This window comes from Marinobacter sp. V032, assembly GCF_052645435.1.
Map to the genome: position 1 here is coordinate 429,103 of NZ_JBQXYE010000003.1, position 21,033 is coordinate 450,135.

19 protein-coding genes and 2 pseudogenes are annotated in these 21,033 nt (G+C 53.1%); 13 read left to right on the plus strand and 8 right to left on the minus strand.

From position 1 onward, the window contains the following. Window positions 1-355 precede the first annotated feature (355 nt). Window positions 356-1,855 (plus strand): YjgN family protein, encoded by a 1,500-nt coding sequence (locus tag ACUN9X_RS15780; RefSeq protein ID WP_445473707.1) that lies wholly within the window; start codon window positions 356-358, stop codon window positions 1,853-1,855. Then, a complete protein-coding gene (locus ACUN9X_RS15785; protein WP_445473708.1) occupies window positions 1,824-2,933 on the plus strand; it encodes a M48 family metallopeptidase in 1,110 nt (369 codons plus the stop codon). Before ACUN9X_RS15780 ends, ACUN9X_RS15785 begins: the two co-directional genes overlap by 32 nt. A gap of 147 nt (window positions 2,934-3,080) precedes the next feature. Here ACUN9X_RS15785 and ACUN9X_RS15790 read toward each other — a convergent pair whose 3' ends face one another. Both ACUN9X_RS15790 and ACUN9X_RS15795 read right to left on the minus strand, forming a co-directional pair. Beyond that, window positions 3,081-3,830: a PP2C family protein-serine/threonine phosphatase gene (locus tag ACUN9X_RS15790; RefSeq protein ID WP_260034661.1), complete on the minus strand. Its 750-nt coding sequence runs from the start codon at window positions 3,828-3,830 to the stop codon at window positions 3,081-3,083. Next, window positions 3,830-4,162 carry a hypothetical protein gene (locus ACUN9X_RS15795; protein WP_445473709.1) on the minus strand — a complete coding sequence of 111 codons (333 nt, stop codon included), beginning with the start codon at window positions 4,160-4,162 and terminating at the stop codon, window positions 3,830-3,832. Before ACUN9X_RS15795 ends, ACUN9X_RS15790 begins: the two co-directional genes overlap by 1 nt. A 350-nt stretch (window positions 4,163-4,512) precedes the next feature. Here ACUN9X_RS15795 and ACUN9X_RS15800 point away from each other — a divergent pair, with 350 nt between their 5' ends. The 3 genes from ACUN9X_RS15800 to ACUN9X_RS15810 all read left to right on the plus strand — a co-directional run bounded on the left by ACUN9X_RS15800 (window position 4,513) and on the right by ACUN9X_RS15810 (window position 6,942). Continuing rightward, complete coding sequence (locus ACUN9X_RS15800; RefSeq protein ID WP_445473710.1) at window positions 4,513-5,058, plus strand: PaaI family thioesterase; 546 nt, start codon at window positions 4,513-4,515, stop codon at window positions 5,056-5,058. A gap of 70 nt (window positions 5,059-5,128) precedes the next feature. After that, entirely contained in the window at window positions 5,129-6,262 is a 1,134-nt protein-coding gene (locus ACUN9X_RS15805; protein WP_445473711.1) for a thiolase family protein, read from the plus strand. Between the two features lie 104 nt (window positions 6,263-6,366). Then, window positions 6,367-6,942: a TetR/AcrR family transcriptional regulator gene (locus ACUN9X_RS15810; RefSeq protein ID WP_445473712.1), complete on the plus strand. Its 576-nt coding sequence runs from the start codon at window positions 6,367-6,369 to the stop codon at window positions 6,940-6,942. Here the strand turns inward: ACUN9X_RS15810 and ACUN9X_RS15815 are convergent, their stop codons facing one another. Continuing rightward, window positions 6,943-8,280, minus strand: coding sequence for a substrate-binding domain-containing protein (locus ACUN9X_RS15815; RefSeq protein WP_445473713.1), 1,338 nt, complete (start codon window positions 8,278-8,280; stop codon window positions 6,943-6,945). It lies immediately after the preceding gene. A 374-nt stretch (window positions 8,281-8,654) separates the two neighbouring features. Here ACUN9X_RS15815 and ACUN9X_RS15820 point away from each other — a divergent pair, with 374 nt between their 5' ends. The 3 genes from ACUN9X_RS15820 to ACUN9X_RS15830 all read left to right on the plus strand — a co-directional run bounded on the left by ACUN9X_RS15820 (window position 8,655) and on the right by ACUN9X_RS15830 (window position 12,215). Further along, window positions 8,655-9,623 carry an acyl-ACP desaturase gene (locus ACUN9X_RS15820; protein WP_260034670.1) on the plus strand — a complete coding sequence of 323 codons (969 nt, stop codon included), beginning with the start codon at window positions 8,655-8,657 and terminating at the stop codon, window positions 9,621-9,623. A gap of 220 nt (window positions 9,624-9,843) precedes the next feature. Continuing rightward, window positions 9,844-10,902: an NAD(P)H-dependent flavin oxidoreductase gene (locus ACUN9X_RS15825; protein WP_445473714.1), complete on the plus strand. Its 1,059-nt coding sequence runs from the start codon at window positions 9,844-9,846 to the stop codon at window positions 10,900-10,902. Window positions 10,903-10,988: 86 nt separating this feature from the next. Then, a complete protein-coding gene (locus ACUN9X_RS15830) occupies window positions 10,989-12,215 on the plus strand; it encodes an MFS transporter (RefSeq protein ID WP_445473715.1) in 1,227 nt (408 codons plus the stop codon). Between the two features lie 115 nt (window positions 12,216-12,330). Here ACUN9X_RS15830 and ACUN9X_RS15835 read toward each other — a convergent pair whose 3' ends face one another. Both ACUN9X_RS15835 and ACUN9X_RS15840 read right to left on the minus strand, forming a co-directional pair. After that, window positions 12,331-14,247 carry an LTA synthase family protein gene (locus tag ACUN9X_RS15835; protein WP_445473716.1) on the minus strand — a complete coding sequence of 639 codons (1,917 nt, stop codon included), beginning with the start codon at window positions 14,245-14,247 and terminating at the stop codon, window positions 12,331-12,333. 446 nt (window positions 14,248-14,693) lie between these two features. Further along, window positions 14,694-14,876 (minus strand): annotated as a pseudogene (locus tag ACUN9X_RS15840) (NAD(P)/FAD-dependent oxidoreductase); the annotation flags it as partial. 397 nt (window positions 14,877-15,273) lie between these two features. Here ACUN9X_RS15840 and ACUN9X_RS15845 point away from each other — a divergent pair. Continuing rightward, the gene (locus ACUN9X_RS15845) at window positions 15,274-16,491 is read left to right on the plus strand and encodes a hypothetical protein (protein WP_445473717.1); all 1,218 of its coding nucleotides are present in this window, start codon (window positions 15,274-15,276) and stop codon (window positions 16,489-16,491) included. Between the two features lie 219 nt (window positions 16,492-16,710). Here ACUN9X_RS15845 and ACUN9X_RS15850 read toward each other — a convergent pair. Next, window positions 16,711-16,878 (minus strand): annotated as a pseudogene (locus ACUN9X_RS15850) (IS30 family transposase); the annotation flags it as partial. A 415-nt stretch (window positions 16,879-17,293) separates the two neighbouring features. Here ACUN9X_RS15850 and ACUN9X_RS15855 point away from each other — a divergent pair. From ACUN9X_RS15855 to ACUN9X_RS15870, 4 genes are all read left to right on the plus strand, one after another. Continuing rightward, entirely contained in the window at window positions 17,294-17,986 is a 693-nt protein-coding gene (locus ACUN9X_RS15855) for an exonuclease domain-containing protein (protein ID WP_445473718.1), read from the plus strand. Window positions 17,987-18,074: 88 nt separating this feature from the next. Further along, a complete protein-coding gene (locus tag ACUN9X_RS15860; RefSeq protein WP_445473719.1) occupies window positions 18,075-18,710 on the plus strand; it encodes a metallophosphatase domain-containing protein in 636 nt (211 codons plus the stop codon). Between the two features lie 16 nt (window positions 18,711-18,726). Beyond that, window positions 18,727-19,350, plus strand: coding sequence for an antitoxin Xre/MbcA/ParS toxin-binding domain-containing protein (locus ACUN9X_RS15865; protein WP_445473720.1), 624 nt, complete (start codon window positions 18,727-18,729; stop codon window positions 19,348-19,350). 28 nt (window positions 19,351-19,378) lie between these two features. After that, window positions 19,379-19,615, plus strand: a complete 237-nt coding sequence (locus ACUN9X_RS15870) for a hypothetical protein (RefSeq protein WP_445473721.1) — start codon at window positions 19,379-19,381, stop codon at window positions 19,613-19,615. A gap of 184 nt (window positions 19,616-19,799) precedes the next feature. On the opposite strand, the gene ACUN9X_RS15875 is transcribed toward ACUN9X_RS15870, so the two are convergent. Next, entirely contained in the window at window positions 19,800-20,222 is a 423-nt protein-coding gene (locus tag ACUN9X_RS15875) for a hypothetical protein (protein WP_445473722.1), read from the minus strand. A 5-nt stretch (window positions 20,223-20,227) separates the two neighbouring features. Continuing rightward, complete coding sequence (locus ACUN9X_RS15880; protein ID WP_445473723.1) at window positions 20,228-20,476, minus strand: hypothetical protein; 249 nt, start codon at window positions 20,474-20,476, stop codon at window positions 20,228-20,230. Window positions 20,477-21,033: the final 557 nt, after the last annotated feature.

A 21,033-nucleotide genomic window follows, 5' to 3' on the forward strand; every position in this document is an offset into this window, starting at 1 on the left:
TACTCTGGGGACGGGGTACGGCTCAATCAATGGAAGGGATGTGACGGTTTGGAAATGCAAGCAACGCCCGTCAGTTCATCAGGCAAACGAGCCCATTTCAAGATAAATTAACGAACAGATGTTCAGCAATTAACTGTTTGTTATCAACATTTTGAAGTTTACGTGTTGTGTTTATAACACAATGTAACGAGATTTTATGAGATTTGACAAAATTACGCGCAGAAGCCAATTCACTGACATGAATTTCTGGTAACTTTTCCAAATGCAGCCGTTGCGCAAGCAAGGAAGCACGTGCGGCGCGTGAAGGAGATCACTCCCGGAGCGCGCCTTTTTATGGACGATGACAGGGTTGATTATGACCACCGAGCGCTACCGTATTCAGTTCGAGGGCCGTGTGCTTCAGGGATTTTCGCCGGATCTGGTGAAACAGAACCTGCAAGCGTTGTTTCGGCTTTCTCCAGACCGCATCGAAACGCTGTTTGATGGTTCACTTAGAACGATCAAAAGCGACCTTTCGTTTGATGACGCCAATGCCTATCGTGATCGCCTGATGAAGGCCGGGGCTGACGCCCGGGTAACGCCAGTTGCCGCGCCAAAGCCCGAGCTGACAATGAAGGATGAGGCGGCAGCAGCGCCTGCTGCACCCGAACCTGCAGGTGAAAAACCACCGGTTCATGCGACCAAAATGAGCGAGTTGGCGGTTGAGCCAATTGAGTCTGATAAGTCTCAAGCCGATAGCGAAGCGCCTGCCGCAGCGATGGCCGCAAATGCGGCCGATGAGACGTCATCGACAGGTCCTGCGCGTTTTGAAGCCCGTCCAGTGGGTTCAACGCCTCAAAGCCGACCGGTAAAGAAAGAGGTCGAGCCTGAGGATATCCGTCAGGCGCCGTTCGAGTTTGTAGGGCGGGGCGGCGAATACTTCGGTATCTGGATTGTGAACATCCTGCTGACGATCGTGACACTGGGCATTTATTCTGCTTGGGCGACCGTGCGCAACAACCAGTATTTCTACGGAAACACCCGGCTGGATGACGCCAGCTTTCAGTATCTGGCTAATCCGGTCACGATCCTCAAAGGTCGTCTGCTCGCCGTCGGTATTTTTATCCTCTACAGCTTGCTCACCGAGCTTTATCAGCCGCTGGCCATCATATTGGGTATCGGCTTCCTGTTTGCTGTGCCCTGGATCGTGATCCGGTCGCTTCGCTTCAGGGCCATCAACAGTGCGTATCGCAATGTCCGGTTTGATTTTCAGGCGAGCTATGCCGATGCCTTGATGGTAATGGTGGTCTGGCCGGTATTGAACGTGCTGACCATTCTGTTGCTGACGCCGTTCAGTGTGCTGAAGTCTCACAAGTTCATTGCGCATGGTATGCGCTATGGCACGACGCCATTCAAGCTGCACAATACCAACAGTGAGTATTACGCCTTCTTTGGTAAGGGGTTGCTGATTGCCATTGCCTTTGCGGTGGGGACTTTTATCAGTGCAAAGATGTTCGGGCAGGTCATGTTCACTCTGGTGCTCGTGGCGGGCTACATTACGGTGTTCGGTTACTTCATGGCAGGACTGTCTAACATCTTCATGAACGGCGCAACTCTCAAAGGACACGGCTTCGAGTCTGACTTGCAGCCAGGGCAGATGATCTGGATTTACATCAGCAATGGCATTCTGGTCGCGCTGACGTTGGGTCTGTTTGTCCCCTGGGCCAAGGTCCGGATGGCACGCTATCGCGCCTCCTGCACAACGATGGTGATTGAGGGTGATCTTGATGGCTTTATCGCTGCTGAGAATCGTCGTACCAGTGCCATTGGTCAGGAGTTGGGCGATGCTTTCGATGTTGGCATTGCGGCATTCTGAGGTGCAGATCGAAGGTGATTTTTACAGTGGGTCTACTTCGCGCCGGCAGCAGGCTCGCCTGTCGCTGGCCGAGGGTCAGCTGGCGCTGAAGACGGAAACCGATGCCTGGTTGCTGGACTGGGAATCGGTCACCGTGATGCCTCGAGTGGGGAACACACCGCGCTACATTCATCTTCCGGATGACGGTGTGTTCGAAACAACGGACAACGATGGCGTCGACCAGCTGGCTCGCCAGTTCAAGCGCGGCATCGGCGCTCGAATGCTTCACCGGCTCGAGAATAACCTCGGTCTGATTCTGGTGGCGGTCGTGGTGGCCGGCCTGACGATTGCGGGTACGTTTGTTTACGGGGTGCCTTTTGCCTCGCGGGTCATTGCTGAATGGATGCCCCAGTCAATTGTTGAGCAGTTGGGGCAGGCGACGCTTGATACGCTGGATTCAGGCTGGATGGAGCCGTCCGAGCTGGGTTCGGACCGACAGGCCGAACTCAAGGCGCATTTTGAAACCTATTTGGCGTCGGCTTCGCCGGTGCCGGTTGATATCAACTTTCGCAGCAGCCCAGCTATTGGAGCCAATGCAATGGCGTTGCCGAACGGCACCATCATCTTTACTGATGACATGGTGAACCTCGCACAGAGCGATGACGAACTCAAAGCGGTGCTGGCCCATGAGCTCGGGCATGTGGTGCATAACCATGGCATGAAAGGTGTGGTGCATTCCTCACTGACGCTTTGGCTGATCGTGATCATGACAGGCGATTTGTCGTCATTTGCTGACTCAACGGTGGCGGGCCCTGCGGTACTTATGAATCTGGCGTATTCGCGGGATATGGAAAGGGAAGCGGATCAGTTCGCGCTCACTTCCATGCAGCAGCAGGGGATTGATCCTGCTAATTTCTCGCGCATCATGCGCCGGATGTCAGCGAGCCATGAGCATAATGATGAGGTTGACGACAGGGCTTCACAGGAAGATGAGGACAGCAGCGATGATAGCTGGCTGTCTGACCTGGGCGCCCTGGTGTCATCACATCCCATGACAGAAGAACGTCTGCGGATGTTTGATGAGGCGGCAGCGCAATAAGTCCGATCGCACTGCAGTCTTTGTTGTAAACCGGGCCTGCGGGTCCGGTTATTCCTCCAGAATAAACGCTGTCTTCTCGAGTGTACTTTCCTCTTCATCAGTAAACCGAAATAGGCTCCAGCCGATGCAGGTTCCGGGGCGGTCAGTTTATGGCGCCATGCGAATAAGAACGACGGAGACATTGTCTGCTGCCCGGTTTTCAAGGCTGGTATCCATTAGTGTTCTGGCATGTTGATCGAGGGTGTGGCTGGGCGTTAGCAAGCCAGGCCATTGCTGGTCCGGCACGGCATCGGTCAGTCCGTCCGAGCAGAGTATGAGTTGATCACCCTGTGCCAGGGTCAGCGTCTGGATGGTAGCGTTCATGGAAGCTGTCGAGCCGAGCGCACGGGTCAGCACGTTACGAAAAGGCGTGTGTGGTGCGTCGGTCTGGGTAATGCTGCCACCGTCGAGCATGCTCTGGAGTACGGTGTCGTCACGGGTCTGCAAGGTCAACTCACCTTTTGACAACAGGTAGCATCGCGAGTCGCCGATGTGGGCGATGATGGCCTCGCTACCCTGCACCCAGCACAAGGCTACGGTGGTGCCCATCTGCGACAGGATGGCGTCTTCATACCGTAAAGCCTGAATTTGTTCGTTGGCCAGCGCCAGCGCCGTCCGGACCGCTTCGATGCGTGTCTCTGTCGGTTGGGGGCCGTGCTCGAGATGTGTTATCAGTTCGTCGGTGACGGTGTTGACGGCGATCTGGCTGGCAATTTCGCCACCCTTATACCCGCCCATGCCATCAGCCACGATGCCCATAACGTTGTCATTAGTCCTGGAGGTATACCAGGCGATTGAATCCTGATTGCTGGTGCGCTTTACGCCGGTATCTGTGATCCCGGTAACTTGCAGCGGCATTAACTGTGCTCCTTGCGTATTTCCTGTTGAGTGCCTGATCGCGATGTGATTCTGCGCAGTTCATCGGTCATGGCTGATGCACTGGCAAAGCGCTTGGCCGGGTCTTTCTGAATCGCTTTCAGCCCCGGAATCACCAGCGTCATTAGTGCGAGGATGGCGATCAGGGCTGCATTGGTAGCCGGCGCTATCCAGATGGGCTGTTTAACGTGATGTTGTTGCAGATAGGCGTGAAAGCCATTGCCGGAAAAGGCCACGACCGGATTGCTTCCGCTGGCAGGCGTTCCCCAGAGAGCACTGAGCAGGGTGTGATCGATAAGCTGGAAAACTGGCAAGGCGACACCAGTCAAAGCAATGACCAGACCCAGCGCCAACACGATCAGGCGCAGGCTGAACAGGTGCGAAAGCAGGAAGCGAATAATGCAATCTCCGTAAAATAGAGTTCAAGCGCCTCTGCGGATTCTAAAAAGTGTAGCTGTCGAGGGGTGTAGAGACTTGATGGCTTTTTGTAAGTGATTGTTTTGATGCCTCTGTGAATCAGGCTATGGAAGCTTTTCATGATTCCAGGTTGTGCTTGCTGTAATTAAATTATAGTCTTAATATAATTTGAATTATGGTCATAATATAAAGATCGGCAGCACCCTGTCAGATCGGTACGCCGTTCAGCACCCACAAGGAGAGCGCAATGCAATCACCATCAAGAGAAGAGCTGTTGGCCGTCTGGAAAGCCGAAGAAAGGGCGATGAGAGATCACCTCTCAACACCGGGGACTATGACGCTTGCCCAGGTCGCTGGAATGAAGCCCGCAGATTTCTTTAATGGCATTTCCCGGGGTGAGTTTCCACATCCGCCCTTTGGCGCTTTGGTCGATTTTATTCCGATCGAATTTTCCGACGGCCGCTTTGTCTTTCAGGGCACACCGGACGGTCGCCACTACAACCCGCTGGGCTCAGTACACGGTGGTTATGCCGCGACATTGCTGGATTCATGCATGGGTTGCGCAATACATACGATGCTCAAACCCGGGCAGGGATACACCACGACGGACCTGAGAGTCAGCTATGTGCGCGCCTTACGAGGAGATATGGGGCCGGTGCGGGCGGAAGGTAAGGTGGTGCATGTGGGTCGGTCTACTGCCATCGCCGAAGGACGTATTTATGACGTCGACGATCGGCTGTATGCGGTTGGCTCGACCACCTGTCTGATCCTGCAAATGCCCAACTCATTGTGATCAATAGAATGTCGGTCGACATTTAATGGAGGTGGGCGGCCCGCCCAGATCAACAAAAAGGAGAGTCTGAATGAATAACATCGTGATTGCCGGCTACGCCCGGACACCCTTTCAGTTTGCCCGCAAAGGCGGCTTGATCAATTTGCGTTCCGACGACATGGCCGCGCAGGTCCTGAAAGCTCTGGTTGAAAGGCTTGATATCGATCCGGTGCTGATCGAAGACGTGATCATGGGCTGCGCCTATCCCGAAGCAGAGCAAGGCGCGAATATCGCACGAATTGCCAGCTTTCGTGCGGGCTTCCCCGAAACCCTTGGCGGGGTGACGGTGAACCGTTTCTGTGGATCATCCATGACCGCGATTCACTTTGCGGCAGGTCAAATTTTGCTTGGAGCCGGGGATGCGTTTATCTGCGGTGGTGTGGAGTCGATGACACGAGTGCCGCAAGGTGGATTCAACCCGTCTCCCAACCCAACCTTGCTGGAATCTTTTCCCGAGGTTTACTGGTCCATGGGGCAGACAGCCGAGGAAGTTGCTCTTCGCTATGGCATTACCCGTGGTGATCAGGAGGCTTTCGCCGTGCGTTCCCACATCAAGGCGGCCAGCGCCCGGGAGCAAGGCTTCTTTGATGACGAGATAGTGCCGGTCACCACGCCAGACGGGGTTGTCGAAGCGGACGGCTGCATCCGTCCGGGGACCGATCCCGAGACGCTCGCAGGGCTGCCGCCTGCGTTTGGTGGATCTGTCACGGCGGCAACGTCTTCACCTCTCACTGATGGCTCCGCTGCGGTGCTGGTGTGTACTGACGCGTTTGCGCGTGAGCACGGGTTGCCGGTGCTTGCTGCCGTGCGAGCTGTTGCGGTTGCGGGTTGTGCGCCGGACATCATGGGCATGGGGCCGGTGAATGCGACCCGCAAGGTGCTTGAGCGTAGCGGTCTGGTCATGAGCGATATTGATCTGGTGGAAATCAATGAAGCCTTTGCCAGCCAGTCGATTGCCTGCCTCAATGAACTTGGCCTCGACGAAGCCCGGGTGAATATTGATGGTGGCGCACTGGCGATGGGGCATCCGTTGGGTGCGACCGGCGCCCGCATTACCGGTAAGGCTGCGTCCCTGTTGCAGCGCACCGGTGGTCGATTTGCCATTTCGACCCAGTGCATAGCCGGCGGGCAGGGTGTTGCGACCTTGCTGGAAAGAATGACGTAGCCATCAGCGGCAAATTCGGCACAGTGGAACCTTGCCGCACTGCGTATCCATCAAGGCTATAGTATGATGAGTGGCATGTAAATTTGTGGAGCCGGAGGTGCCTGTTGCGATATTCAGAAGATCACAAAGCGCGAACGCACGAGAAAATCGTCGATGAGGCCGCCCGGCGTTTTCGGCGTGATGGTGTTGGCGCCACCGGCTTGCAACCATTGATGAAGGCGCTGGGGCTGACCCATGGCGGTTTCTACGCGCACTTCAAGTCGAAAGGCGAGTTGGTTGAATCCGCGTTGCGCCGTGCCGCCGACCAGCTTAAGGATGCGTCGGCCCGCGCCTTTGAGTCGGACCGGCCGCTTAAAGCATTTATCACCGGGTATCTGTCGTCCTCTCACCGGAATGAACCTGGCGAGGGCTGTCCATTGCCAACCATGTCAGCCGAGCTGGGGCAGCGGGGTGAGTCCAGTGCCACAACTGATCAGTTGATCCTCAACCGGCTTGCGGCCATTGAAAATAATATGGTGGGCGACGCGTCTAAAGACGAGAGTGTTCTGCTGCTGTCTGCAGCCGTTGGAGCACTGGTACTATCACGCAGTGCCCACGACCCTGAACTATCAGACCGGTTGCTGAAAACCACGCGCAGGTTGCTGATCGAGCGGTATGACCCAGACGACACCGCGTCTTGATCAGTTAGAGGTCCGGAACCAGACTTCTACGCGGCCATTGCGGTTGGCCCCGGTTTCGCCGCCGCTGTCACCAACGGGCACGTACTGGCCATAACCGGTGTACGCTTTTAACTCGATATTCTGTTCCTTGCGTAAAGCCTTCTTGACCGACAATGCCCTGAGTTCGGAAATCATCTGTGCCCGCAGCTCATTGGATTGTTTGTCGGCATAGCCGATCAGCATCAGATCGCTGCCGGAGGCATTGTTCATTTCAAGGAACTGTTTCAGGCGCTCAAGATCGCGGTTTGCTTTGTTGTCGAGCTTTGTGCGGCCCTCTGAAAATCGAAAGTTGACACTCAGGCGCTGGTAATTGCGGGTCAGGCTTTTCAATGACGCCGGAACCTGAGCATCGAAAGTCGCGTCAACCGCCTGAATGTTCTGGGAGACATAACCCGTTTCCTCGACGATTTCCTGGCCGCGCTGGCCCTGGCTGAATGTCAGAAAATCTGTAGTAGGGCGCTTGTCTTTGGCGCCCAGAGAATAAAAGAACAAACGACGGGACAACGGATAATCCTCGGTCGCAACATTCAGTTGGCTTGGCAGTAATGGGGCCGAGTCGCCATCGGAAATGGCCAGCACCTTGCTCTGCCGCACTGACGCCAGACCGGTAAAGCCGATGCCTTCAGGGTCACGACTGACATCGTCAGAAAGCAGATCGTTCGATTCATAGCGCTTTGCTTTTGGTGAAAGCGGAAAGGCTTTGCCCAGCACCAGACTCTTGAAGGTATCCCAGGTGCCGGAATTCTCATCCCGGGCATAGACTTGAATAGCGCGATCGGGGCCGCCCAGCATTTTCCAGTTGGTGGTCTCGCCAGCAAAAATGCGGGCCAGCGTTTTCTTGTCCAGAGCAGCGATCGGGTTATCGGGATGCACCAGAATAGCCAGTCCATCAATCGCGATGACATGTTCGCTGGCTTTGTCTCGCAGGTCCGCCATGCCGGCCAGCAGTGCGACTTCCTTTTCCTTGGCTGGGCGGGATGCGGCCGCAATATCAGACTCACCACTTTTCAAGCCGCTAAAGCCGGTGCCTGAGCCGTGTGCAGCAACCTTTGCCTCGAATGGCCTGCCGGCGAGGTTGCCTGTGACGACCTGTTCATTGTCGACTTTGCCTGGGCGCGTTGCGATACCCGTGCCTCCTTGCGCCTCCAGGTAGCCTTCGATCAATGCTGGTGCAAGGCGGGCACCAATGGTGTTTGAGCCATGGATTTCAAGCTCGTTGGCCCGCGCAGTGGCGCTCAAGGTGATGAGGGTAACCGTCGCGAGGGCGGCGCTCAGATAGCGGGCAGGGGCGTAAGGCACGAAACGTTCTCCGATAGGGTTTGATAGACAGCAAGCTAACTACAATCGTGTGACGTTTTTATGAAGGTTTCGTAGAGAATTGTAAGTAAAGGGAAAAGGCCTGATGTTTAAGTAGGTGCGACCTACGCGCGTAGCGCATGTCGTTTAAGACAGCGTCGCCGGGAAAGCGGCTGATATGACTTATCCTTTAGTCTGAACACATTGCCGGGGAATCGCCTGCAGTGGTAGTTTGAATGACATACGTTTTGATCAAAGATGATCAGGGGTCGTCCTGCTGTCATATCAGACTGCCAGACTGGGCATTCCGTCTGGTTACTGAACATACCTGACGGAAGATTCGCCCTGATACTTTCCCATTTTCGGAGGAACAGGTAATGGCAACTGCAACCGGCCATGCTGGCAAAGCGGAGGCTTTAGCGGCACTGGAGCCTCTGGTCGAAGAGTTGACGGCCAGACATCTCAGTGACCGTAAATTGTGGATGCCCAGCGATTTTCTGCCCGCCAGCGAGCAGATGACGGGCGAAGATATCAAGACAATGTCGGAACTGCAGGATCGGGTGCGCGGTGTACCAGACCCTGTGCGGGTGTCCCTGGCGCTCAACCTGCTGACGGAAGAAGGGCTTCCTCATTTTCATCGGTTGATCGCAGTTCACTTGGGTAGCGAAAACGCCTGGTCCCGCTGGAACTTCATGTGGACTGCGGAAGAAGACCGACACGGTAATGTGCTTCACGATTATGTTCGCGATACTCGTTTGTTCGATATGCGCGCCTTTGAGCAGCTTCAGTATCAATACATCGAGGCCGGCTTTGATCCGGCGTGGCATGACGATCCTTATCAGTTGCTCGCCTACACCAGCCTGCAGGAGCGGGCGACGCAGGCGGCCCATGCCAACACCGGCAAACTGGCGGCGCAGCATGAACCGATTATCCAGCGGATTCTCGGCCACATTGCGGCAGATGAATCCCGCCACTTCCGCTTTTACCGGGATGCTTTTATTGGCTTGCTCAACATTGATAGCACGCGGGCAATGGAGTCGGCTCTCAAGGTCATGCCGCGTCTGGCTATGCCTGGGCACAATATTGCGGGTTACAGCGATATGGCGGATGTCGTGCACCGCGCGGGGATTTATGGGCCACGAGATTACCGCAAGGTGGTGCAGGAGTGTCTCGATGCCTGGGGTATCGCCGATCTGACGCCAGACGATGCCGCCGGCCGGGAGGCTCAGGACAAGATGATGGCCGTGCCTGCGCGGCTGGATAAACTCGCCGACCTTATAGAGCGCCGGATGCGGAGCAAAAGCTTTTCATTCGACTTTATTTACCAGCGTCTTATGGAATTTTGACGCGCTGGTTTACCACTTATGATTCACGAGAAGGCCCTTCGGGGCCTTCGCTGTTTGTGGCCCATCTTGAACATGGCTGGGCGGCCACCGTTGTTCCAGGCGCTCTCATAGCCGCTAAGACGCTGCATTCATCAGATCAATAATGAAGATAACGCGGCTGACCTACAGCTAATGCTGTGCGAGTGCTATTTTCAGCTCATACGTTGGATGTGGAGAGTGGATGATGAGCCAGTTGGAAGACCTTTTCGGAATTGCTCACCCGATTATTCAGGCGCCTATGGTCGGGGTTTCAACACCACGGCTGGCGGCAGCCGTATCCGCTGCAGGTGGGCTGGGTTCTATCGGATTGGGTGCCAGTACGGTTGAGCAGGCGCGGGCTATGATCGGGCAAACACGCGCGCTCACGTCTGAAGCATTCAACGTCAATCTGTTCTGCCACCGGCCTGCGCATGCCGACGCATCGCTGGAAAATGCATGGCTTGGGCACCTTGCCCATCTCTTCGTCGAGTTTGATGCAGAGCCACCGGCAACGCTTGATTTGCCCTATCCCAGCTTTGTCGAAAACAGGGCCATGCTCGATATGTTGCTGATGGAGCGACCGGCTGTTGTCAGTTTTCATTTTGGATTACCCCCGCAGGCGTGGATTGACGACTTGAAAGCTGCAGGCATCCGCCTGCTGGCCACGGCAACCACGCTGAGCGAGGCGCTGGCGATTGAGCGGGCCGGTCTGCACGCGGTGATTGCACAAGGTCAGGAGGCAGGAGGCCATAGCGGCGTATTTGAGCCGACGACAGGGGATCCGGATATCAGTACCTTGCCGTTGGTGCGGCAGATCAGTGCATCCTGTGAAATTTCTGTGATTGCAGCCGGTGGCATCATGGATGGGCGGGGCATTCGCGCCGCTATGGCACTGGGCGCCAGCGGCGTGCAGATGGGTACAGCGTTCATTTTGTGTCCGGAATCAGCCGCCGATGACACCTACCGGAAATCTCTCAAGCAGGCCCAGACCCTCGAAACACGGATTACCTCGGTGATCTCCGGTAGGCCCGCCCGTGGCATCGTCGATCGTTGGTGGTTGGAAGTGGAGGGCGTGGCGGCTCACCATTTGCCGGCCTACCCGATTGCCTATTCTGCCGGAAAGGCATTAAAAGCTGCTGCGCGTCACGCGGGCCATAATGGCTTCAACGCCCACTGGGCTGGGCAGGGCGCGGCGCTTGCCCGGGAGTTGCCCGCAGGTGAACTGGTCGTGCAATTGGCCAAAGAGCTGAGCGTTATCTGACTCACAATCGTGGATAATTCCACGAAACCTGAAAACCTCCGAGCCTGACCGGATCTGAGGCCCCGAACCTTTAAGGATTCTGACCGATGAGTGCTGCGCGATTAACGCCATCTGCCTGGACGATTCTGATCGCAGGTTGCCTGATTCTGATGCTGGCGTTTGGCTTTCGGGCCAGCTTCGGGTTGTTTGTTCAGCCGATATCCGCTGCCAACGACTGGGGGCGGGATGTTATTGGTCTGGCCCTGGCAATCCAGAATCTGGCGTGGGGCATTATTGCCGTGCTGGCGGGTGGTCTGGCCGACCGCTTTGGCAATACGCGGGTGATTGTTGTGGGGGCTGTTTTATATGCAGTGGGCCTATGGCTGACCGCTGGTGTTGATTCGGTCTGGTCGCTGCAAATGGGGGCCGGGTTGCTTGTGGGAGCGGGTATCGCGGGCACCGGATTCGGCATTGTGCTGCCGCTGATGGCCAAGGCGGTCAGCGAAGACGACCGTCAGTGGGTGTTGGGCGTCGGCACCGCAGCCGGTTCAATGGGGCAATTCCTGATTGTGCCGCTGGCTCAGCAGTTTATCGATCTGTTCGGCTGGAGCGGTGCTCTGAACGCGATGGGCCTGATGGCCCTTGCCATCGTGATTCTGGCCATGCCGTTAGCCCGGATGGCAAAACCGGCTGCAACCGGCGTGCTTTCCTCTGCAACGGAAGACTCACTCGCGACCACTATCGGCCTGGCTCGCGGCCATCTCTCGTACTGGCTGCTGACCGTTGGCTTTTTCGTCTGTGGTTTCCACCTGGCCTTCATCACTGTGCATTTCCCGGGCTACCTCACCGATAACGGCTTTGACCCCGATGTGGCGGCCTGGGCAATCGCGCTGATCGGGCTGTGCAATGTGATCGGTGCGATGGCGTCAGGTTATATATCCGGGCGGGTATCGATGAAGCGGGTGCTGATGTTTATCTACCTCAGTCGAGCGGTCGTCACCGTTGGCCTGCTTCTGCTGCCCCTGTCGCTCACCACCGTATTACTGTTCAGCTGCCTGACAGGCTTTCTGTGGCTGGCAACCGTTCCGCCCACAACCGGGCTGGTGGCCACCATGTTTGGTACGCGTTATATGGCAACGCTCTATGGCGTGGTGTTTCTCGGGCACCAGGTGGGCAGCTTTACCGGCGTGTGGCTGGGCGGCTGGATCTACGAACGTACAGGCAACTACGATCTGGTCTGGTGGACGGGCGTGGCGCTGAGTATCGTGGCCGTCCTGCTGCACTGGCCCATTCGGGAAAGCCGGGTGCGGGAGCTGCAGGCGGCGACGTCGTGAAGGCTTTGTGCCGGTTGGTTAGAAATCTTGCCCGGCATAATTCATTGAAAAGTAACTTAAAACTTTCTCTGACTTGCCCTGGTAATAATTAAATCGCTGGCAGGTTGCTGGATAGCTATGGGGACTCTGGGCCAGTCGAGGCCTGTACTTGGGACCGAAGATAATAATCCATCAACCGATGATATTCCTCTGGCCACCCAGCATCGAATGGCCGGCTCTCCTCCGGCTGCTGATGGTTGAGGAGGGGATCATCTTCCTGCCAGGGATAATACAGTCCGGACTTGTTGTTACTGAACGCTCCATGTTCATTGATACTGCGCTTCAGGTTGTACCCCACGTTACTGATCCCGTCCGGGCTCAGCAGGTTTTCGCCACCGAGGGTAATGTAGTCTTGGTCTGACAGGCTGAAATGATACAGAGTCGGGAAAATATCCCGGTGAGACCCGATGCGCATCGGGTCATATCTGTGTGGCGTGTTTTCAAGGATCGGGTCCGGCACGTGCAGGAAGAATGGTACCGCGTAACTAAGGCCAAACTCCGTTGGTTCATCTGTACTCAGGTTCCGCACGCGGTGGTCGCCGGTTACTGCAACGATAGTCTTGTCGCGCAGAGCCGATGATTGCTTGATACGGTTGATGAACTGACCCAGTGCATCAGAGGCGTACTGAAAAGTCTCAAGAAGCACCTTGGCTTGCTCGCCTTCATACTCGGTCCTGGCGGCAAACCGGTCGCTGATTTCCGTCGGCCCGGGCTCATAGTTCTCCGGCACTTTGTAAGGCGAATGATTGGTGGTGCTCATAATAAAGAGCAGGGTTGGCTTATCCGCTTCTTCCATTACCTTGTTGGCAAACTGGAACAGAAAGCTGTCAGGTACGCCCCAGGTACCTGAATATTCAGCCGCTTCCGGAATCGCTTCAATAATGTCATTTTCATCATAGACACGATCAAACCCCTGTACTGGCAGGTAGCTGGCCAAGTTACGCCACATGCCATTTCCACCGTACAGGAACGCCACTTCATATCCTGCCTGCTTGTAGGGTAGAACAGCAGAACCTGGCAAGGCGGTATTCTGGGCCGAGGAATGACTGATGGTCGCCACGGGACTATGAAACAGTGTCATTACAATGCTGTCGATCGTCCCGGAAGTGCCCGCCAAAAAGCGCTGAAAAAGAAAACCGTCTGCGAAATGGGGGCGAAGGCTTCCCAGCAGGTCGTTACCTGGGAGTTTGTCTTCCACCATAATATTCATGCCCATCCCTTCCATCATGGCCACAACCACATGGGGCGGATTCTGTTGGAGGTAATTGTTTTCAGGCGTGTGGTAAACCGGGGTCGGCTGGCCGAGCACTTTCTCCATCTGGGCGGTCAGTGTGGCTTCAGCAATCGGCTCAAAGCTCCGCTGTTCCTCGTAATCAGAGGTCGCCCAGTCCAGTGCCATGAATACATTCGGAGTGATCATATTCAGCGGTTTGTAGTGGGAAACGCTGGCGTGATAGCGCTTGAGCGGGTGATTGTCGAGGGTGCCCCGCGCTGTCACAAAGGTGGACAGAAAAATTGTGACTACCGCCAGCGATGTAACGCTCCAGTGCCAATAGGCTCGCGGGTTTATTTTACCCAGTCGGCTGCGGAGGAACCAACGGGAGGTCAGGTATGCCAGCACACCGACAATGAACGCCGCAAGAAAACTGCGTACCACGGGATAGTCTTCCCAGATATTGATAAGCACTGCGGTAGAGTCGTCTTCCCATAGCCCGAAAACAAATAGGTCAACATAACTGCCGTAGGTCGTGTAGTAATAGAAATTGCATATGCAACCAACCACATAGAGTGCCGCTACAACCGTATGATAGCTGACCGCAAATCTTAACCAGCGCTGGTAAGCTCCATGGAATGCAGCGGCGATAGTGCCGCTTAACAAAAGGGGTGAATAGGCAATCGCAGTTACCTTGGCATCAAAGCGTCCACCAACAAAGAAAGCCCTCCAGATGTCATCACCAACCCCTGTTTCCGGCAACACATCCTGTATATGCATAAAAAACACGTAGCGTGAAACCATCAGTATGCTGAAGGAAAATAGAAAACACTGGAATAAAAACAATGACAGCTGACGAAAGCGGGACTGATGTTTCATTTTTGGAAATAGCAACATGCACTAAGGGGCAAGAAATGAATAACTGGCGTAACTACGGTCTTCCGCATGGGTAACGGGGCGTCGATTACCGGAGACGTTATGCACGGGACGCACGTCTGAGCCAATTCATAGGAAGCAAAGATTTTATCGCGGAAAAATGCCCGATACCACAACAATATGTCAGGTCGATGCCATTTCATGTCTTTTGCCGAGAGGCGAGTTTTCAGGAGTTCAGATCTATGGACAGGCCCCGGCTCCTCGGGAATGTCCAAAGATTATTATTAATGGGTTTTGTTTGTATCGAAACAATTGTGGTTGTCTTAAGTCGAATTATCCGAGGCCAGAGATCAGGCGGCATTCCCCGCCGCCACACCCGACGCCCATGCCCAATTGAAATTATGCCCGCCAAGATGACCGGTGACGTCGACGACTTCGCCGATAAAGAACAGGTTGGGTTTGTCGGTTACTGCCATGGTTTTTGATGACAGCTGGCGGGTATCGATGCCGCCGAGGGTGACCTCTGCTGTTTTCCGAACACATCACAGAAAGTTGTCAAAAATGGTCGCAAAGCGGACATTCAGAGGAACGCATTGGAGCCTTTGAGACGATATCCGTTTGAGCCTGGGGCGTATCACACCTAGCTGAGTAAGTGTGGTGTTTGAAGGCGAAGCTTAATCGATTACTGCGTTAACAAGAGTTTATTGAATATAGATGATACACTTCAGCGACTTACCTCGCTGGCGATATCAAGGCAAACGCCTCAGAGAAATCTACGATGAGGCGTACAAGCAATCGTAACCATAAACGCTCCACGGACATCGACTTTTACGCAAGGTCCCTGAACTAGGGCGAAGGCTCATCGTTAATTGTTTCATCCATCGCCCTGAACAGACGCAACGTGCACCCCCCCTAAGCCCGGAGCCTAAAATGGCGAGCAACACATACAACAATCAGAAAAAGAAGCTTAGATTTTCAAAAAAACGCGTCGATAAAGCCAGTAGAGATATTCGGCAAGGCTGCACAGGGGAGTTGAGAAACGAATCAATAAAAGTTATTCAAAACTATAGGGAAACTCATCTTTATCCGTTAATGCTGATAAGAAATCATCTCTCCCATCCAGTACGAAAGGTTTCCAAGCAGGCGATTATAGTTCGCCGTCTTAAACGCCTAGCCACCATCATCAATAAGCTTGAACGGCCCACTTTAGATGGCAAGCAAACTAACAAGATCCGGCTAACGCGGATGCAGGATATTGGAGGATGTAGAGTAATACTTCCAAAGCTGAGGCATTTGTACAAACTAAAAGAAAGCCTTGAGTCGAGCAAATCTGTTCATCAGATAATAAAAACCGTCGACTATTTGTCCAATCCAAAGGATAGTGGATACCTCGGAGTGCATCTTGTTTATAGCTGTTTTTCTGGCAAGGAAGGAGACAGTGATTGGAAGGGCTCGAAAATTGAAGTTCAATTGAGAACGGAACTTCAGCACGCATGGGCAACTTCGCTAGAGATCATTGATACCTTGGAGAATCTTAGCCTTAAAACCTCAATTTCAGGACATGATAATTGGAGACGTTTTTTTTACATCGCAGGCCGTTTAGTTGCTCATGAAGAAAACGCTTTTTCGATTCCTGAAGATGAAATCAGCGGGTATATTGCGGAGTTTACTGAATTAGAGAGCCAACTGGAAGTAAGGAAAGCGTTAGGCAAATTTGGTCTTGCCATAAAAGTAATGACATATGGAGATATAAATAATAACAGAGATATAAAGAACCATAAGGGAATGTTTCTAATCATCATGAAAAGATCAGAAAATATTAAAGAAGCAATTAATTTGGATGTCGAACTCACGCCCTTTGAAGAGAACGAGTCTGATGATGCTTTGAAAGCATTAGAGGAAAGTGAATTAAAAGATGACGTTTTGGTCTCTGTGCTCGTTTCAGCGACTGATGTAAAGAACCTCGAAAAAGCTTACCCTAATTATCTCGGTTCTACCGTCCAGTTTACTGACTTCATTAGTTCACAAGTAAAGGTCGCAGAAAAAGAAAAAATACAAGCTCGGGAAAATGTCGAACCCTCCTCTCCAGAACATGCCCCCGACGTGCCCGAGAGGATCTCTTTACGTAAGAGGTTCTTTGGCTTTTAATCCCGCTAAACCATCCACCCCAGACTGACAGAGGGGGCTGATAATATTTAATAACTCCAAATAGCTTCTTTGATCTGCTCCCCTCTACTTTGAAAGTATCCCTTTTTAGTTGCGGCGCTGACTAACGTTCTTTACCGGTTAGTATTTCGCCACGCCATCGCATCCAGTTAAGTCTTCTGGTGAGCCTTTGTTGAAGAGCCGTTTGCTTTTTTCCTGAGTTCAAGTAATAAGTGCAGCACCGCTTGTTTTGAGAGCTCCTGAGTATTCGCCCCAGAAGACCTCTGCCGGTGTGCGGTAGCCCAGTCGTTTCCGGGGTCGGTTATTCAGTTCCTCGACCACCTGATTGAGCGCCCGCTGGGTAACTTTGGAAAAGTCAGTCCCTTGGGGGATTACAATGGGTCGCGCAACTGCTAGAGATCAGTGAAAACGATGTTAGAACACTTACACTGCAAAACGCGCTGATTGCCCGACGCACGGCCTCCGGAGAGCTAAATTTTCCACGGTTTCAGTTTGATGAACCCAAAGGGCGGGTGCTTTCAGGACTTCAAACTTTGCTGGTCGAGACAGCATCTTGGGTGCCAGAGGAGCTTATCCGGTTTTTACTAGTGAGACACAACCCCGAGCATACTGACGATACGCCGCTGAAAATGCTGAAACGAGGAGGCCTACATAGCGTTTTGCATCTTGCCTAGGTTCACATGGAGCAAAGGCCCTAAGATTTCAATATCACGCGGACATTCTGAAGCAAAAGTGCTGGTGCGAGCTAACGAGATTTTTGACTGAGTTGGGAGCTGAACATCGTATGGATAACCGTCCTCTGTTGGTTGTCGATCTGGAGGCAACGTGCTGGGAGAACCGAAAAACTCCGGCCGGCGAACCCCAGACCAATCACAACATGGAAATCATTGAGTTTGGTTGTGCCTTGGCCAAACGGAATGGAGAACTACTGGATAGCCAGTCATTTTTGGTACGACCAACGGTGAACCCAGAGCTAAGCGAATTCTGTACATCGTTAACCGGCATCACCCAACCTATGGTTGATGCCGCTCCGAATCTTCCGGAAGCCTGTCGGATGATCGATGCGTGGCTGGGGAAACCCCATGACGATTTTATTTGGTGCAGTTGGGGTAACTACGATCGCCTGCATATTCAGGCAGAAGGTGAGAAATATGGCGCGTTTCCGATGATAATGAAGTATCCGCACCTGAACCTGAAACGCATTTGGCGCAGAACAACGGGACAGAAGCGCAAGAATGGAATGATCCATGCTTTGGAGTATCACGGACTGGCATTAGAGGGGCGCCACCATCGCGGTGTGGACGATGCCCGCAACATGGTCCGTTTGCTTCCCTTCATGGATTGGTCATTGGAAGCGGAGTTGTTGACCTGGCCCGGAGTCGAGCGCCTGAAAGGCCTCGTTACGTCGGGTAAAGTCATCAGTATTGAAGAAATGGAACAAGCTATCCGAGAAAACGCAGGTAAGATTTTTGAGTGAAATCTCACCTTTAATACTAATTAGTAACGCGAATTACTAATTAGTATTTTGCGTTACTAATTGGTATTAAACGCCTTGGAGAAGGGCTGTGAAGATCGTTTGTATTTCTGACACCCATAGCCTGCATCGTCAGATACCTGAGATTCCAGAGGGTGATGTATTAATCCATGCTGGCGACTGCTTGGGCGCCGGCACACTGGACAATGTGGAGGATCTCAACGACTGGTTGGGTGCTCTGACCCACCGATATAAGATCGTCATCGCTGGCAACCATGACTGGGTGTTTCAGGAAGCGCCAGATCTCGCACGAGAAGCTTTGACAAATGCCATATATCTTGAGGATAACGGCGTTGAAATCGAGGGGATTCGATTCTGGGGCTCTCCCTGGACACCGACGTTTCTGGACTGGGCATTCATGCTGGATCGCGGACGAGCGCTTCACGATCGCTGGAAGAAAATTCCAGAAAACACCGATGTGCTTATTACCCATGGCCCACCAAAGGGCGTTGGAGATGAGGCACAAATGGGATTCCGCTGCCAGAATGTTGGGTGCGTAGACCTGCTCCATCGAATCACACAGTTGTCCCTGAAAGCGCATGTTTTTGGCCACATCCACGAAGGATACGGAGAGTATCTTCTGGGTAAGGCTCGGCTGATCAATGCCAGTACCTGCACCGTCCGGTATGAGCCTACAAACCCACCGATAGTGCTGGATATTGAATAACGCAGGAGATCGAGCGATGACAACTGAGGAACTGATCAAACGACTGAAAACTTTACCTCCCGAGACGCCTGTGTTGGTAGAGGGCTATGAAACAGGTTACGACGACATTGCCGGCTTAAAGCCACTGAAGGTCACCCGGTACCGAAATGCACAGGACTGGGATGGCGAGTATCAAGCATCGGAAAAATTCTCTGACACCGAAAATAGTGCCTTCTCGGCCGTGCTCATTTTTGGTCGCCGAGGATACTTGAGAAAAGTTCAGGTGGCCAACGTCACCATCGTTAAGGCCATGGAAGAACTGGATGCCGGTCAGGGACAGCGTTTCAGTCTTGATGAGCTAATTGCTCAGTGCGATCCCGATGCACCCATGCCAGAAGAGTTGCAAGCTTGGGAAAACGCCGAGCCCGCTGGTTTGGAATATGCGTCCATGAGTAATGCCGGGCTCGACCAACTGCGCAGCCAAGCCTATGCTGAAATTTTGGATCTTTTCAACGGCAACAAAAGCGCAGCGGATCACTGGGTATGCTCACAAGTAAGGGGTTTAAACTATAGGGCTCCAAGTGAACTGCTTAACTCGCCAAAAGGCATCGATACGGTTAGAACTCTGATTGGTCGATTGAAGCACGGCATCCCAACCTAATAATCAGCGAAACGGCCAGGTAAGTTATATGTTGAATAGCGATGAAATGCCCTCTGCAACAATAGTGCAAGCTGTGATGAATGAACGGGTGGATATCCGAAAAGCCATTTTAGCGTTTGTGGAGAAACTGGATGGTCAATACGAAGCTGTGCAGGTCATTCCGTATGGCAGCCGGGCTCGTGGTGATTACCGCGCGGAAAGCGACACCAACGTTGCGGTTCTATTGCGTGGAGAATGCCACGGCTCGGAGCGTTTGTTGATATGAAGCTTGCCTTGGCGAGCGTGGCTTATGATAGTTTGCTAATCACAGATGTTCGTATTCGGCCATATCCAGTCTGGGAGGTCGAACGGCTAGAGCCTGAGGGCGCACGAGTTGTTGACCCAAATCTTTTGAGGTCTATTGCTCGTGAGGGTATTACCCTTTGGCAAGCTTAGTATGGTCAGCCTGTTTACCAAGTGCGCTTGGTTTCTAGCCATGCCCGTAAGGCGGGCCCGCGTTTTAGCCGGCCAGACCGTTCCCACTCTGACACCCAGCCCGAAACACGACTGAAATCTACAACGTCATCAATATCTGACGGCTGCACGTTTGGTACCATTTGATTGTTAAGTTCAATGTGGTTGTACAGAATTTCAAAAACGGCTCGCTCGTAGCTGGCACTGATACAGATCGGCGCCTCGATACTCCATTCAGCCAGAAGTTCAGATAAATCAACGAGTTCTTGATCACCAAAAAAGGACGAGGTGTCAGGATAATGTTGGCCCGCGATGAGCCACCTATCAGGTGATCCGGCGGAATGCCAAAAGGGTTTCCAGGTCCGCCCCGGATGAAATAGGCACAGAGCGGTCATGCCTGTGATGTAGGGGGTAGCCATTGCCCTTAGTCCTTTCCTGGACTCGGCGACAACTGATCTCGATCTTCCATGAAATCGTCACTCACACCCTCATCAGAATCAACGTATTCTTCCCATACAGGATCGGTTGGTCGCTCATAGCGTTTAACCGACCCCTTGAGTCGTTCCAATGGCGTTAGTTCCTGTGGGAGCGGTTTAGCCACTTCATCGGCATGGGCACCCTTGGCGTCGAGACCGTCGAGAAGTTCTTTTTCAGTCATTCGCTTGATAGACATAAATCACCCTCCTTCACTGCTTTGATGACAAGGTTACTCCCAATGTCACAGATGTTCAGCTTCGGCAGTCATTCAGGAATGCTAGTATCCACTCATTCTCAGCCAGTCGCGGCTCAAGTTTGTAGACCTTCACAATCCGAAAGAAGCGAGCGACATAAACGCTCTGGCCGTTAGGCGGCAACCATTCGTTGGGTCCTTTGGCTCCTTTGCTGCCTATAACAATATAAAACATCCCAAATGATCGTGTGAGTGAGTGAATAAGCGATTTTAGGTTTAGTAAGCATACTAATCTAAAATCCTAAAAGTTAGCTGAAAGAAACCATGGCGTGACTTCTGTTCATGTAGTAGCACGCAAAAAAATCACCCCACTTTTGCGTCCACTCTGTTTTCAAAGCGGACCTTTCTGGACGTTCAGTTAAGCTCAAGCTCTTAAACAAAAGCGGACATTAGTCAGCGCTTTCTAAAGATCCGCTCTTCCATTGGGAAAGGGGCCTTTTCATGAAGAGATTGGCTTTGCATTAAACGGCCGGGGTAAGTACAGACTCTTTTTAGGAATG